The 14,758-nt window shown below is 37.6% G+C and carries 11 protein-coding genes and 1 other annotated feature; all 11 genes read left to right on the top strand.

Translation table 11 applies throughout. The features are described 5' to 3' along the window. The first annotated feature begins 4 nt into the window (after positions 1-4). The 11 genes from rplK (at position 5) to tuf (ending at position 14,500) form a co-directional block, all read left to right on the top strand. Positions 5-430: a 50S ribosomal protein L11 gene (gene rplK / locus ACZ41W_RS08525; protein ID WP_464311555.1), complete on the top strand. Its 426-nt coding sequence runs from the start codon at positions 5-7 to the stop codon at positions 428-430. Positions 431-493: 63 nt separating this feature from the next. Then, positions 494-1,186: a 50S ribosomal protein L1 gene (gene rplA, locus ACZ41W_RS08520; RefSeq protein ID WP_464311554.1), complete on the top strand. Its 693-nt coding sequence runs from the start codon at positions 494-496 to the stop codon at positions 1,184-1,186. Between the two features lie 37 nt (positions 1,187-1,223). Then, positions 1,224-1,354, top strand: a sequence feature (ribosomal protein L10 leader region). A 10-nt stretch (positions 1,355-1,364) separates the two neighbouring features. Continuing rightward, the gene (gene rplJ, locus ACZ41W_RS08515; protein WP_464311553.1) at positions 1,365-1,868 is read left to right on the top strand and encodes a 50S ribosomal protein L10; all 504 of its coding nucleotides are present in this window, start codon (positions 1,365-1,367) and stop codon (positions 1,866-1,868) included. 40 nt (positions 1,869-1,908) lie between these two features. Further along, positions 1,909-2,277 carry a 50S ribosomal protein L7/L12 gene (gene rplL / locus ACZ41W_RS08510; protein ID WP_464311552.1) on the top strand — a complete coding sequence of 123 codons (369 nt, stop codon included), beginning with the start codon at positions 1,909-1,911 and terminating at the stop codon, positions 2,275-2,277. Positions 2,278-2,529: 252 nt separating this feature from the next. After that, positions 2,530-6,225 carry a DNA-directed RNA polymerase subunit beta gene (rpoB, locus tag ACZ41W_RS08505; RefSeq protein ID WP_464311551.1) on the top strand — a complete coding sequence of 1,232 codons (3,696 nt, stop codon included), beginning with the start codon at positions 2,530-2,532 and terminating at the stop codon, positions 6,223-6,225. 33 nt (positions 6,226-6,258) lie between these two features. Then, a complete protein-coding gene (gene rpoC, locus ACZ41W_RS08500; protein WP_464311550.1) occupies positions 6,259-9,783 on the top strand; it encodes a DNA-directed RNA polymerase subunit beta' in 3,525 nt (1,174 codons plus the stop codon). Between the two features lie 79 nt (positions 9,784-9,862). Then, positions 9,863-10,114: a ribosomal L7Ae/L30e/S12e/Gadd45 family protein gene (locus tag ACZ41W_RS08495; RefSeq protein WP_464311549.1), complete on the top strand. Its 252-nt coding sequence runs from the start codon at positions 9,863-9,865 to the stop codon at positions 10,112-10,114. Positions 10,115-10,141: 27 nt separating this feature from the next. Beyond that, positions 10,142-10,558, top strand: coding sequence for a 30S ribosomal protein S12 (gene rpsL / locus ACZ41W_RS08490; protein WP_464311548.1), 417 nt, complete (start codon positions 10,142-10,144; stop codon positions 10,556-10,558). Positions 10,559-10,688: 130 nt separating this feature from the next. Continuing rightward, positions 10,689-11,159 (top strand): 30S ribosomal protein S7, encoded by a 471-nt coding sequence (gene rpsG, locus ACZ41W_RS08485; protein WP_464311547.1) that lies wholly within the window; start codon positions 10,689-10,691, stop codon positions 11,157-11,159. A gap of 63 nt (positions 11,160-11,222) precedes the next feature. Then, positions 11,223-13,289, top strand: a complete 2,067-nt coding sequence (gene fusA, locus ACZ41W_RS08480; RefSeq protein ID WP_464311546.1) for an elongation factor G — start codon at positions 11,223-11,225, stop codon at positions 13,287-13,289. Positions 13,290-13,309: 20 nt separating this feature from the next. Continuing rightward, positions 13,310-14,500 carry an elongation factor Tu gene (tuf, locus tag ACZ41W_RS08475; protein ID WP_464311545.1) on the top strand — a complete coding sequence of 397 codons (1,191 nt, stop codon included), beginning with the start codon at positions 13,310-13,312 and terminating at the stop codon, positions 14,498-14,500. Positions 14,501-14,758: the final 258 nt, after the last annotated feature.

Raw genomic sequence — 14,758 nt, 5'->3', positions numbered from 1 at the left:
AGACATGGCTAAAAAAGTAGTTGGTTTAGTAAAATTACAAATACCAGCAGGTAAAGCAACACCAGCTCCACCAGTTGGTCCAGCTCTTGGTCAACAAGGCGTTAACATTATGCAATTCGTTAAAGAATTCAATGCTAAAACTGCAGATCAAGAAGGTATGATTATTCCAGTAGTAATCAGCGTATATCAAGATAGATCTTATTCTTTTATCACTAAAACGCCACCAGCAGCGAACTTATTAATTAAGGCAGCAGGTATCAAAGGCGGTTCAGGTGAACCAAACAAAAAGAAAGTTGCTACTGTAAAAAGAGCAAAAATTAGAGAAATCGCTGAATTAAAAATGCCAGATTTAAATGCTGCAAGCGTAGAAGCTGCAATGAGCATGATTGAAGGTACTGCTAGAAGTATGGGTATCGTAGTAGAAGACTAATCAAACTTGTGATTGGTTTAATGTAGTGGGAGGGTTTCCCGTTTGACCACGAAGGAGGAAAAAATGCCAAAAAGAGGTAAAGCTTATCAAGAGTCAGCTAAGCTTGTTGAAAGAAACAAGTTTTACGAACTCGACGAAGCAATTAAATTAGTAAGACAAACTGCTAAAGCTAAATTTGATGAAACTGTAGAGTTACACATCAAACTTGGCGTTGATGGTAGACATGCTGATCAACAAGTAAGAGGTGCGATTGTATTACCACATGGTACTGGTAAAACAAAAAGAGTACTCGTTGTTGCAAAAGGCGACAAAGCGATCGAAGCTGAAAAAGCAGGCGCTGACTTTGTTGGTGCAGAAGAAATCATCAATAAGATCCAAAATGAAAACTGGTTTGACTTTGATGTTATCGTATCTACACCAGATATGATGGGTCAACTTGGACGTTTAGGTAGAGTTTTAGGTCCTAAAGGCTTAATGCCAAATCCTAAATCAGGTACTGTAACATTCGATCTTGAAAAAGCTGTTAATGAAATTAAAGCTGGTAAAGTTGAATACAGACTTGACAAAACAAACATTGTACACGTTTCAATCGGTAAAGCTTCATTTGATGAAGTTAAATTGACTGAAAACTTAAATGCATTAGTAGAAGCAGTTGTAAAAGCAAAACCTGCTGCTGCTAAAGGTACTTATTTAAGAAGCGTAACGCTTTCAACTACAATGGGTCCTGGTATTAAAGTTAACGCAGCTAAATTATAATTGACAACAAGAAAATTCTCTGGTAGAATTTCATTGTTCTAAAAAAGTAAATTAACCGTAGACAGTAGGTGCGAAAGCTTAATTTCCTACCGAGGTAAGGATAAATAGTTTATGTATGTAAATTATGGCCTCTCTTGTCTACGGAAGAGAGGTTTTATTTATACAAGGAGGTGGACAAATGTCAAATAATCTTGATGCTAAAAAAGTAGCAGTTGAGGAAATCAAAGAAAGATTTGCAAGTGCTAAGTCTGCTGTTCTCGTAGATTACAGAGGTTTAACTGTTGAAGAGGTTACTGATCTTAGAAACAGATTCAGAAAAGAGGGTGTAGAATACAAAGTTTACAAGAATAACTTAGTAAAAATTGCTATTAAAGATACACCATTTGAAGCGTTATCAAATGATTTAACTGGTCCGAATGCAATCGCTTTCGGTATCGAAGATGCTGTTATTCCAGCAAAAATCGTTAAAGATTTCGCTAAAACTCATAAAAATCTTGAGCTAAAAGCTGGCGTAGTTGAAGGCTCATATTGTAATCTTGAACAAATTATCGAAATTGCAGATTTACCATCGAAAGAAGTGTTAATTGGAAGATTCCTTGGAAGTATCAAGGCTCCAGTTTCAAACTTTGCATATTTCTTATCAAATCTTATCAAAGAAAAAGAAGGAAATGCGCAAGCGTAACATTTATTTGAATTAGAGAATAATACGGAGGTATTTAAAAATGACTAAAGAACAAATTATTGAAGCTATCAAAGGCATGAGCATTTTAGAAGTTAAAGAATTAGTTGAAGCATGTGAAGCTGAGTTTGGTGTTTCTGCATCTGCTCCAGTTGTTGCTATGGCTGGTGGCGCTGTTGCTGCTGAAGCTGCTGAAGAAAAAACTGAGTTTGATGTAATCTTAGCAAACGCAGGCGCTAAAAAAATCGGCGTAATCAAAGTGGTTAGAGAGCTTACTGGTTTAGGCTTAAAAGAAGCTAAAGACTTAGTAGATGGCGCTCCACAAACATTAAAAACTGGTATCTCTAAAGACGAAGCTGATAAAATCAAAGCTGCTTTAGAAGAAGCTGGCGCAGTAATCGAATTGAAGTAATTCAAATAAATAGCCACCAGAATGATCTGGTGGCTATTTTAAATTATAACGAAAACGAAAAGAAAAAACTTCATTTTAAACATTCTTATAAAAAAGAGTTGACACCTATAGATAAGTGTGATACTATTTTATAATGCTATAAGTATGTTTAGAATGGAGTTTTTTGCCTTGTTCTAGTTTATAGCAAATGCGGTAAAAAGGGAATATTCCTTTTATATACACGACTTTTATTACACAAGGGGTGAAAATTTAATGCCACAACCTGTAATGCTCGGAAAAACGAAAAGAATGAGTTTTGCTAGAATTAACGAATTATTAGAGAAACCAAATCTAATTGAGATTCAGAAGAAATCTTATGATTGGTTTCTTGAAGAAGGCTTAAAAGAGGCTTTCAAGGACATTTCTCCTATTGAAGATTACACAGGCAATTTAAGCTTAGAATTCATCGACTATGAGTTTGATGATGAACCTAAGTACGATGTCGAAGAGTGTAAAGAGAGAGATGTGAATTACGCTGTACCACTTAGAGTACAAGTGAGATTTATCAACAAAGAAACTAGCGAAATCAAAGAACAAAAAGTTTTCATGGGTGATTTCCCGCTGATGACAGACAAAGGGACCTTTATTATTAATGGTGCTGAGCGTGTTATTGTAAGTCAGCTTGTTAGATCACCTGGAGCTTATTACGACATGAAACGTGATAAGGTAGGTACAGAATTATTTTCAAGCACAATTATACCAAACAGAGGCGCATGGCTTGAGTACGAAACGGATTCTAACGACATCGTTTCAGTAAGAATTGACAGAACGAGAAAACTCCCAGCAACGACATTAATAAGAGCTTTAGGATATCAGACAAATCATGAGATATTATCTCTATTTGGTGAGGACGAAAAGCTTATTAAGACGCTGGATAAAGACAGTACCGTAAACCAGGAAGAAGGCTTAATTGAGATTTACAAAAAATTAAGACCAGGCGAGCCGCCAACTGTTGAAAGTGCAAAAAACCTAATCAATTCACTATTTTTTGATGAGAAACGTTATGATTTAGCGAAAGTTGGTCGTTATAAGTTCAACAAAAAATTAGGGATATCTAACAGAATTGAAGAGCGCATTGCAGCTGAAAATATTATTAATCCAATGACTGGAGAGATAATAGTAGAAAAAGGCAATAAAATATCTATTGAGATGGCATCTATTATTGAAAATTTAGGTGTAAAACAAGTAGATGTTTATGGAAATGATGACAAGATTGCAAAGGTAATTGGCAATCAGTTTGTCGACATCAATGAGTTTATTCAATCTGATCAACTTAAAATTAAAGAAAAAGTTTATTATCCGGTGCTCAAAGAAATCTTGGATACTTGTGATACTCTTGAAGAACAACTTGAAGCGATTGAAAACAAAATGTCGTCGCTTGTTCCAAGACATATTATCCCAGCGGATATTATCGCGTCATTTAGTTATATTCTTAACTTAAATATTGGCGTGGGTAACGTGGATGATATCGACCACTTAGGAAACAGAAGAATTCGTTCTGTTGGAGAACTTTTACAAAATCAATTTAGAATTGGTTTGTCACGTATGGAAAGAGTTGTACGTGAAAGAATGACGATACAAGACATGGAAGCGATTACGCCACAAGCGCTGATCAATATCAAGCCTGTCGTATCTGCAATCAAAGAATTTTTCACAGGTTCTCAGTTATCACAGTTTATGGATCAGACGAATCCACTTGCAGAACTCACGCATAAACGAAGACTATCTGCATTAGGACCTGGTGGTTTATCAAGAGAGCGTGCGGGATTCGAGGTTCGTGACGTACACCATTCTCACTACGGTAGAATGTGTCCAATTGAGACACCAGAAGGTCCGAATATCGGTCTTATTGGTTCTTTAAGTACATTCGCGAGAATTAATGAGTATGGTTTTATTGAATCTCCTTATCGAAAAGTGAACAAAGCAGCAGGCATTGTTAGTGAAAATATCGTTTACATGACAGCGGATGTCGAAGATAAATATATCGTAGCTCCAGCGAATGAGCCGCTTACTGACGATGGACACTTTGTAAATGACCGAATAGTTGCAAGAAGACGTGCGGACATTAAAGAGTTTTCAGCAACAGATATTGATTTAGTTGAAGTATCAGCTCTTCAAATGATTTCAATTGCGACAGCAATGATTCCGTTCTTGGAAAACGACGATGCGAACCGTGCTCTCATGGGAGCGAACATGCAGCGTCAAGCTGTTCCGCTTGTAAGAGCGGAAGCACCAATTATCGGAACGGGTATTGAGCATATTGCTGCAAAAGATTCAGGCGCAGTCATCAAATCGCCAGTAGATGGGGTTATTGATTATGTCTCTGCAGATGAAATCGTTGTAAAAGGCGATGAAGACAAGAAAAAATATCGTTATAAATTATTGAAATTCAAACGTTCAAATCAAGGAACCTGTATCAATCAGAAACCACTTGTTAAAAAAGGCCAACGTGTTATTGCAGATGAAATTATTGCTGATGGTCCTTCTACTGACGAAGGTGAAATTGCACTTGGAACAAACCTTTTAATTGGTTTTATGACATGGGAAGGTTACAATTACGAGGATGCTATCATGTTAAGTGAAGAACTCGTAATGGAAGATAAATTGTCTTCTATTCATATTGAAAAATATGAGTCAGATGCACGTGATACAAAACTCGGTCAAGAAGAAATTACAAGAGATATTCCAAATGTTGGAGAAGATGCTCTTAAAAATCTTGATGCGGAGGGTATCGTACGCATTGGTGCTGAAGTAAATTCAGGAGATATTCTAGTTGGTAAAGTAACACCAAAAGGAGAAACTGAATTAACTGCTGAAGAAAGATTGCTTAGAGCAATTTTCGGAGAGAAAGCCCGTGAAGTAAGAGACACCTCTTTACGTGTTCCACATGGAGAATCTGGAATTATCGTAGATGTTAAAAAGTTTGAACGCGAAAACGGAGATGAACTTGCGCCGGGAGTGAACAAATTAATCCGTGTGTACATTGCAAAAAAACGTAAAATTAACGTAGGCGATAAAATGGCCGGACGTCATGGTAATAAAGGGGTTATTTCAAAAATTTCACCTATTGAAGATATGCCATTCCTTGACGATGGAACTTCTTTACAAGTTGTTCTTAATCCACTAGGGGTACCTTCTCGTATGAACATCGGTCAGGTCTTAGAAGTTCACTTAGGTTTAGCAGCTAAGAAAATGGGCTGGAAAATTGCAACTCCTGTATTTGATGGTGCAAAAGAAACCCAAATTCAAGGTATTTTAGAAAAAGCGAACTATCCAAGAAATGGTCGACTCATTGTAAGAGACGGAAGAACAGGAGAACCATTTGATAATCCTGTTACTGTTGGTTACATGTATATGTTAAAACTTCACCACCTTGTTGACGACAAAATCCACGCGAGAAGTACGGGTCCTTATTCGTTGGTAACACAACAACCATTAGGCGGTAAAGCCCAATTCGGTGGACAGCGTTTCGGTGAGATGGAGGTTTGGGCACTTGAAGCTTACGGTGCTGCACATACTTTACAAGAAATTTTAACAGTTAAGTCAGATGACGTCGTAGGTAGGGTAAAAGCTTACGAAGCAATTGTAAAAGGTGAAAACATTTCTGAACCGGGCATTCCAGAGTCATTTAAAGTACTTATTAAAGAACTACAAGCTTTAGCGCTTGATGTTAAAGTATTAAGAGATGATGATGGTGAAATTGAAATCGAGCTTGATGCTGATGACGATGATGGTTTAGATTACAACACTGCACTTCGTGAAAATAAAATTACTAACGATGTCGAACTCGACAAAGATAATTTCATCGATGACAATACGGAAGATGAATTTGCTCAAGAAGCAGATGAAGAAGAGCTTGAAGAGCTTGAAGATTTTCCATTTGAAGAAGATGAAGACTATGATGCGTAACTAACTTAAAATTAGAGAAGGGAGAGGTAGCCCTTGATCGAATTCAATAATTTTGATTCCATTAGAATAGGTTTGGCGTCACCCGACAAGATTAGATCTTGGTCTAAAGGTGAAGTTAAAAAACCTGAAACAATTAACTATAGAACGTTGAAACCTGAAAAAGAAGGGTTGTTCTGCGAGAAAATTTTCGGACCAACAAAAGACTGGGAATGTCATTGTGGTAAATATAAGAAAGTAAGATACAAAGGCGTTGTCTGTGATCGCTGTGGTGTTGAAGTGACTAAGTCAAAAGTACGTCGTGAAAGAATGGGGCATATTGAATTAGCAGCTCCAGTATCGCACATTTGGTACTTTAAAGGGATCCCATCAAAAATGGGTATTCTGTTAGATCTTTCACCGAGATCACTTGAGAAAGTATTGTATTTTGCATCTTATATTGTAATAGAGCCAGGTGAAACAAGTCTCGAATACAAACAATTATTAACTGAAACTGAGTATGCACAATATCGCGAAAAATATGGTAATACATTTAAAGCGATGATGGGTGCAGAGGCAGTCAAAATCATTTTACAAAATGTTGACTTAGATGCATTAGCAACTGAGTTGAAATCTCAATTAAAAGATAGTACAGGTCAAAGAAAAATTAGAGTTGTTCGTCGACTTGAAGTTGTAGAAGCATTTAGACAATCAGGTAACAATCCTGATTGGATGATTCTAGACGTTGTTCCAGTTATTCCACCTGATTTGAGACCAATGGTTCAATTAGATGGTGGTAGATTTGCTACAGCTGATTTAAATGACCTCTACAGAAGAGTGATCAATAGAAATAATCGTCTTAAAAGACTTCTTGAATTAGGCGCTCCTGATATCATTGTTAGAAATGAAAAACGTATGTTGCAAGAAGCTGTAGATGCTTTGATCGACAACGGTAGACGCGGTAGACCTGTTACAGGCCCTGGTAATAGACCACTTAAGTCGTTATCTGACTTGTTGAAAGGTAAGCAAGGACGTTTCCGTCAAAATTTACTGGGTAAACGTGTTGACTATTCAGGTCGTTCGGTTATCGTAGTAGGACCGGAACTTAAATTCTATCAATGCGGTCTTCCTAAGAAAATGGCTCTTGAGTTATTTAAACCATTTGTTATGAAACGACTCGTTAATGATGGATATGTGCATAATATTAAGAGTGCAAAGCGTATGGTTGAGCGAGTGAAGCCTGAAGTTTGGAGTATTGTAGAAGAAGTCATCTCTGAACATCCAGTGCTACTAAATCGTGCACCGACACTACACAGATTAGGTATTCAAGCATTTGAACCGGTTCTTGTTGAAGGTAAAGCGATTCGCTTACATCCATTAGTATGTACGGCTTACAACGCTGACTTCGATGGTGACCAAATGGCGGTCCATGTACCGTTATCAGTTGAAGCTCAAGCAGAAGCGAGATTTTTAATGCTTTCTGTAAACAATATATTAGCGCCAAAAGATGGTCGTCCTATTACAACTCCAACTCAGGATATGGTATTAGGTGCGTACTATTTGACTTATGAAAGTGAAATTCAGCCAGAGACAAAGAAAGTATTTAAAGATTTAGATGAATTAAATCTTGCTTATTTTAATGGTGCAGTGACACTTCATACGCGTGTAATTGTTAGAACGTATATTAAAGAAGAAGATAGATTTATCAACATCGAAAGTACAGTCGGTAGATTTATTTTCAATGAAAAAATTCCACAAAATTTAGGATTTGTTGATAGAAGCGTTAATCCATATGGTCTTGAAGTTGACTTCTTATGTAAGAAGAAAGACTTGGAAGAGATCATTGCAAAATGTTTCAGTGAATATGGCAATACAATTACAGCTGAGCTTTTAGATCACATGAAAAATATGGGCTTTAAATACTCAACACGTGGCGCTGTTACTGTTTCGGTTTCTGATATGGTAATTCCGGATGAAAAAGAAGGATTAATTGCAGAAGCGAGAAATACAGTGGATCAGTACCAAAAAGCATTCAGAAGAGGTTTGATTTCTGAAGAGGAACGTTATGAGAAGATTATTCAAACTTGGACAAAAACCACAGAAGATGTTACAGATGCCTTGATGAAAAACCTATCGACACTTAACAACATCAAAATCATGGCGGATTCTGGAGCCCGTGGATCTAAAAACCAAATTAGACAGCTGGCTGGTATGCGTGGTCTGATGGCCAATGCATTAGGTAAAACAGTTGAGATTCCAATCATTTCAAACTTTAGAGAGGGTTTATCTGTTCTAGAATACTTTATTTCTACAACAGGTGCTCGTAAAGGTCTTGCCGATACAGCTTTAAGAACTGCCGATTCAGGTTACTTAACGAGAAGACTTGTTGACGTCAGCCAAGAAGTGATTGTTCGTGAAGTAGATTGTCAAACAACATCTGGCATTGAAGTAGTTGAATTCCGCGAGGGCAATGAGCTTATCGAGCCGTTGTTCGAACGTATTTTAGGTAGATATCCTGTTGAAGATGTTAAGCATTTAGAAACTGGAGAAGTCATTTGTACAACGCACCAAATTATCACAGAAAAAATTGCAGATAAAATTATTAAAGCAGGGTATAAGTCGCTTAGAATTCGATCTGTATTAACATGTGATACACAATATGGTGTTTGTGCTAAATGTTACGGATTAAACTTAGCAACTGGTAAACCAGTTCACGTTGGAGAAGCTGTTGGTATTATTGCAGCTCAATCAATCGGTGAGCCTGGTACACAGCTCACAATGAGAACATTCCATAGTGGTGGGGTTGCTGGGGGCGATATCACACAAGGTCTTCCCCGTGTTGAAGAACTTTTTGAAGCTAGAAAACCAAAAGGTTTGGCAGTTATTGCTGAAACAGATGGTGTAGTTTCTTTTAAAGAAACTAAGAAGAAGAAAGAAGTTGTCATCACGAATGAAGAAACCGGTGAACAACATACTGCGTTAATCGTGTTTGGTGCACGTCTTAAAGTAAAAGAAGGCGAGCGCGTTGTAAGAGGACAGTCAATTACTGAAGGTTCGATTAATCCACACGACTTACTTCGCGTTGTTGGCGTAAACGGTGTACGTGAGTACATTATTAAAGAAGTTCAAAAAGTATATCGACTTCAAGGTGTTGATATCAATGATAAACATATCGAAATCATCGTTAAACAGATGCTTTCTAAAATTAAGATTGACGAATCTGGTGATTCATTGTTATTGCCTGGAAGTGTCGTAAGCTTAAAAGAATTCAATAGATTAAATGAATCTATATCAGCTGAAGGTGGAGAACTTGCTGTTGGTACCAGATCACTATTGGGGATTACGAAGGCTTCTCTTGCAACTGAATCGTTCTTATCAGCGGCTTCTTTCCAAGAAACAACACGTGTTCTTACAGAAGCTGCAATCAATGGTAAAGAAGACAGATTGCTCGGTCTAAAAGAAAATGTCATCATTGGTAAACTGATACCAGCTGGTACAGGAATGAGATATTACAAGGAGATGACCGTTAAGAGTAACGACGAGTTAGACCTTGGAGACGTTGAAACCTTTACTAGTATTTAACACAAATCTTATTGACAGTAAAATTCGATGATGTTAAAATGATGAAGTGCATATTGGCGACTTCAAGGAGGGACACAGTATGCAGATTTTAGAACTCGCTAAACATTCAAAAATCAGCGTTGGAATCAAACAGTCCATGAAGGCCATTGAAGCTGGTCATGCAACTGTTGTGTATATAGCCAATGATGCTGATGAATGTATCGTAAACCAGGTCGTTCAGTTGGCTCTTGAAAAATCTGTAAAGATTGTAAGAGTAGAGACGATGAAAGAACTTGGGCGAGCTTGTAAGATTGACGTTGGTGCTGCGACAGCGGTTATTGAAAATAGATAAATATAAGGAAGGAGGTGCTGAAAAGGAATGCCTACTATTAACCAATTAGTGAGAAAAGGAAGACTTGAAATCGAAGATAAGTCAACTTCTCCTGCTTTACAAAGAAGTTTAAACACTTTGAAAAGAAAGCAAGTGAAAATGAGCTCACCACAAAAAAGAGGTGTGTGTACAAGCGTAAAAACTGTTACGCCTAAAAAACCAAACTCTGCGTTAAGAAAAGTTGCCAGAGTTAGATTAACAAATGGTTTTGAGGTGACTGCATATATTCCAGGTGTAGGCCACAACTTACAAGAGCACAGTGTTGTTCTGATAAGAGGTGGTAGAGTTAAAGACTTACCAGGTTGTAGATATCATATCGTAAGAGGAGTCCTTGATTCATCTGGAGTTAACAACAGAATGCAATCAAGATCTAAATACGGTGCTAAGAGACCAAAGAAAAAATAGTAATACAGCCGGCCTCTTCCGAAAGGAAGGGGCTTTGTATAGTAACACAATTCAATAGCAATTCGCACAACGACAGTAAAATGTCGAGTACCGATGAATGACCAAAAAGTATTATAAGGAGGGAAGCAAAGTGCCTAGAAAAGGAAACGTGCCAAAAAGAGATGTATTACCTGATCCAATGTACGGAAGCAAGGTAGTTACAAAATTAATCAACGCTGTTATGTACGATGGTAAAAGAGGCGTTGCTCAAAGTATCGTATACGGTGCATTTGAGACAGTAAGAGAAAAAACTGGTAAAGATCCTGCTGAAGTATTTGAAGCAGCGATGAACAACATTATGCCAGTTCTCGAAGTAAAAGCGAGAAGAGTTGGTGGATCAAACTACCAAGTACCAATCGAAGTAAGAGCTGAAAGAAGACAAACTTTAGGTCTTAGATGGTTAATTACGTATTCTCGTAAAAGAGGCGAGAGAACAATGCAAGAAAAACTCGCTAAAGAAATTATGGATGCAGCAAACAACACTGGTGCAGCTGTTAAGAAAAGAGAAGACACACACAAAATGGCTGAAGCTAATAAAGCGTTTGCACATTATAGATTCTAATTGCCAAAATCTTGTTTGGATTTAGTTTGCTAAATCCAAGCAATTTCGAAAGGAGGATAAACGATGAGTAGGGGTTATTCATTAGAGAATACCAGAAATATAGGCATCATGGCGCACATTGACGCTGGAAAAACGACTACTACCGAAAGAATCCTCTATTATACAGGTATCAACTACAAAATCGGTGAAGTTCACGATGGTGGTGCTACTATGGACTGGATGGAGCAAGAGCAAGAGAGAGGTATTACAATCACTTCTGCTGCTACAACATGTGCATGGAAAGGCAAACGTATCAATATTATTGATACACCAGGTCACGTTGACTTTACTGTTGAAGTTGAAAGATCACTTCGTGTATTAGATGGATCAGTTGCTGTTTTCTGTGCTAAAGGTGGAGTTGAACCTCAATCTGAAGCAGTTTGGAGACAAGCAAATAAATATGGCGTACCAAGAATGGCATTTGTTAACAAAATGGATATCACAGGCGCAGATTTCTTCAGAGTTGTTAAAATGATGAAAGATCGTTTAAAAGCGAATGCGGTTCCAATTCAATTGCCAATTGGCGCTGAAGATAAATACCAAGGCTTAATCGACTTAATGGAGATGAAAGCATACTTTTTCAGAGATGATCTTGGGGAAAATGTTGAAGTACTTGACGTTCCAGAAGATATGAAAGAACTTGCAGAAGAATACAGACATAATATGATGGAATCTATTGCAGAGTCTGATGAAGAGTTAATGGAAAAATATCTTGAAGGCGAAGAACTTAACATGGATCAATTAAAAGCTGCTTTAAGAAAAGCAACAATTAATAATGTCATTGTTCCAGTTCTTTGTGGATCTGCTTATAAGAATAAAGGCGTTCAAAAAATGCTTGATGCAGTTATTGATTTCATGCCAGCTCCAACAGACATCGAAGCAATTAAAGGTGTTGATGAAGATGGTAATGAAATTGCAAGACCAGCAAGCGATGAACTTCCATTCTCTTCTTTAGCATTCAAGATCATGACAGACCCATTTGTTGGTAAGTTAACATTCTTTAGAGTTTATTCAGGTACACTTGAAGCAGGTTCATATGTACACAACTCTACTAAAGATAAAAAAGAAAGAATCGGCCGTATTTTACAAATGCATGCTAACAAACGTGAGGAAATTGATAAAGTTTACTCAGGTGACATTGCAGCAGCTGTAGGTCTTAAATTTACAACAACAGGTGATACTTTATGTGATCCTGATAATATCATCATTCTTGAATCTATGGAGTTCCCAGAACCAGTTATCCGTGTTGCAATCGAACCGAAAACTAGAGCTGGACAAGAAAAAATGGGTATTGCATTAGCTAAATTAGCTGAAGAAGATCCAACTTTCAGAACATACACAGATGAAGAAACTGGTCAAGTTATCATTGCAGGTATGGGTGAACTTCACCTTGAAATCATCGTTGACCGTCTCTTAAGAGAGTTCAAAGTTGAAGCGAACATTGGTGCACCTCAAGTTGCTTATAAAGAAACAATCACAAAAGCGACAGATATTGATTATAAATACTCGAAACAATCGGGTGGTAAAGGTCAATATGGTCACGTTAAAATTAAATTTGCTCCAAATGAATCAGGTAAAGGATATGCATTCGAATCATCAGTTACTGGTGGTAGCGTTCCTAGAGAATACTGGAAAGCAATTGACGATGGTATTCAAGGATCTCTTAAAGCAGGTATCATTGGTGGATTTGAGGTTGTCGATGTGACAGCGAATCTTTACGATGGTTCATACCATGAGGTTGACTCGAACGAGATGGCGTTTAAACTTGCTGCTTCTATGGCTTTCAAAGAAGCGATGAGAAAAGGTGATGCAATCTTACTTGAGCCATTCATGAAAGTAGAAGTAACTGTACCTGAAGAGTATTTCGGTGACGTAATGGGCGATATCAACTCAAGACGTGGTAAACTTGAAGGTATGGAAATGGTACACGGCGCACAAATTATTAAAGCACATGTACCTTTATCAGAAATGTTTGGATATGCAACGGATTTAAGATCTGCTTCACAAGGAAGAGGAACTTATACAATGCTGTTCAGCCATTATGAGCAAGTACCAAAAAGTATTGCTGAAGAAATTATTGGTAAAAAATAACCTACGGGAGGAACCTAACAATGGCAAAGCAAAAATTTGAAAGAAACAAACCACATTGTAATATTGGAACAATCGGTCACGTTGACCACGGTAAAACAACATTAACAGCTGCAATCACAAAAGTATTATTCGAAAAATACGGCTTAGGCGAAAAAGTAGATTTCGAAAATATCGATAAAGCACCAGAAGAAAGAGAAAGAGGAATCACAATCTCTACAGCTCACGTTGAGTATGAAACACCAGCAAGACACTACGCACACGTTGACTGTCCAGGCCATGCTGACTACGTAAAAAACATGATCACAGGAGCAGCACAAATGGACGGATCGATCTTAGTTGTATCTGCAGCTGACGGTCCAATGCCACAAACAAGAGAGCACATCCTTTTATCAAGACAAGTAGGCGTACCATATATCGTAGTATTCTTAAACAAATGTGATATGGTAGACGACGATGAGTTATTAGAACTTGTTGAAATGGAAGTAAGAGATTTATTATCACAATACGAATTCCCAGGCGATGATACACCAATCATCAGAGGATCTGCATTAAAAGCACTTGAAGGCGATGCAGCATGGGCAGAAAAAATCATCGAAATGTTCGATATTATCGACACATATATCCCACAACCAGAAAGAGCAACAGACAAACCTTTCTTAATGCCAGTTGAAGACGTATTCTCGATCACAGGTCGTGGTACAGTAGCAACAGGAAGAATTGAAAGAGGTATCGTAAAAGTACAAGAAGAAGTAGAAATCGTTGGTCTTGCAGAAGCACCAAGAAAAGTAGTTGTAACAGGCGTAGAGATGTTCAAAAAACTTCTTGATGAAGGTCAAGCAGGCGATAACGTAGGTTTATTACTTCGTGGTGTACAAAGAACAGAAATCGAAAGAGGACAAGTTCTTGCAAAACCAGGAACAATCAAACCACACACAAAATTCGAAGCACAAGTATACGTACTTACAAAAGAAGAGGGTGGAAGACATACTCCATTCTTCAAAGGATACAGACCACAATTCTTCTTCAGAACAACAGACGTTACAGGTTCAATCGAATTTGCTCCAGGTGTTGAAATGTGTATGCCTGGCGATAACGTAGAGATGAAAATCGAATTAATCTCTCCAATCGCAGTAGAAGAAGGCTTAAGATTCTCAATCCGTGAAGGCGGAAGAACAGTAGGCGCTGGTAACGTAAATAGAATTCTTGAATAGGATTTGATCACCAAGCGAAATTGTTAAAGAAAATAAATATATTTAACCCCTTGATTATATCAAGGGGTTATTATATAATGTTTTAGTGCACTAATTGCGATGATGCGAAAAGTTACTTAGCTGTGAGAGAATTTTCGTTGAGAATTGTTCATACCAGATATGGGCGACGAGTTTTTTTGTGCTCAACTGTTCAGGAAACACCCGGCACGGTGGACATTAAACTCGGTTGCATGATCATGGCAAAACATGCGATAAAAA

This window comes from Fusibacter fontis, from assembly GCF_055378735.1.
Note: the sequence above shows the minus strand (reverse complement) of the source record. Positions and strands in the feature narration are given on the sequence as shown.

Bases quoted from the DNA above. Each gene is read 5' to 3' on its own strand.
- rplL (WP_464311552.1), top strand. From the start codon at position 1,909: ATGACTAAAGAACAAATTATTGAAGCTATCAAAGGCATGAGCATTTTA.
- ACZ41W_RS08495 (WP_464311549.1), top strand. From the start codon at position 9,863: ATGCAGATTTTAGAACTCGCTAAACATTCAAAAATCAGCGTTGGAATC.
- rplJ (WP_464311553.1), top strand. From the start codon at position 1,365: ATGTCAAATAATCTTGATGCTAAAAAAGTAGCAGTTGAGGAAATCAAA.
- rpoB (WP_464311551.1), top strand. From the start codon at position 2,530: ATGCCACAACCTGTAATGCTCGGAAAAACGAAAAGAATGAGTTTTGCT.
- rplK (WP_464311555.1), top strand. From the start codon at position 5: ATGGCTAAAAAAGTAGTTGGTTTAGTAAAATTACAAATACCAGCAGGT.
- rpsL (WP_464311548.1), top strand. From the start codon at position 10,142: ATGCCTACTATTAACCAATTAGTGAGAAAAGGAAGACTTGAAATCGAA.
- fusA (WP_464311546.1), top strand. From the start codon at position 11,223: ATGAGTAGGGGTTATTCATTAGAGAATACCAGAAATATAGGCATCATG.
- rplA (WP_464311554.1), top strand. From the start codon at position 494: ATGCCAAAAAGAGGTAAAGCTTATCAAGAGTCAGCTAAGCTTGTTGAA.
- tuf (WP_464311545.1), top strand. From the start codon at position 13,310: ATGGCAAAGCAAAAATTTGAAAGAAACAAACCACATTGTAATATTGGA.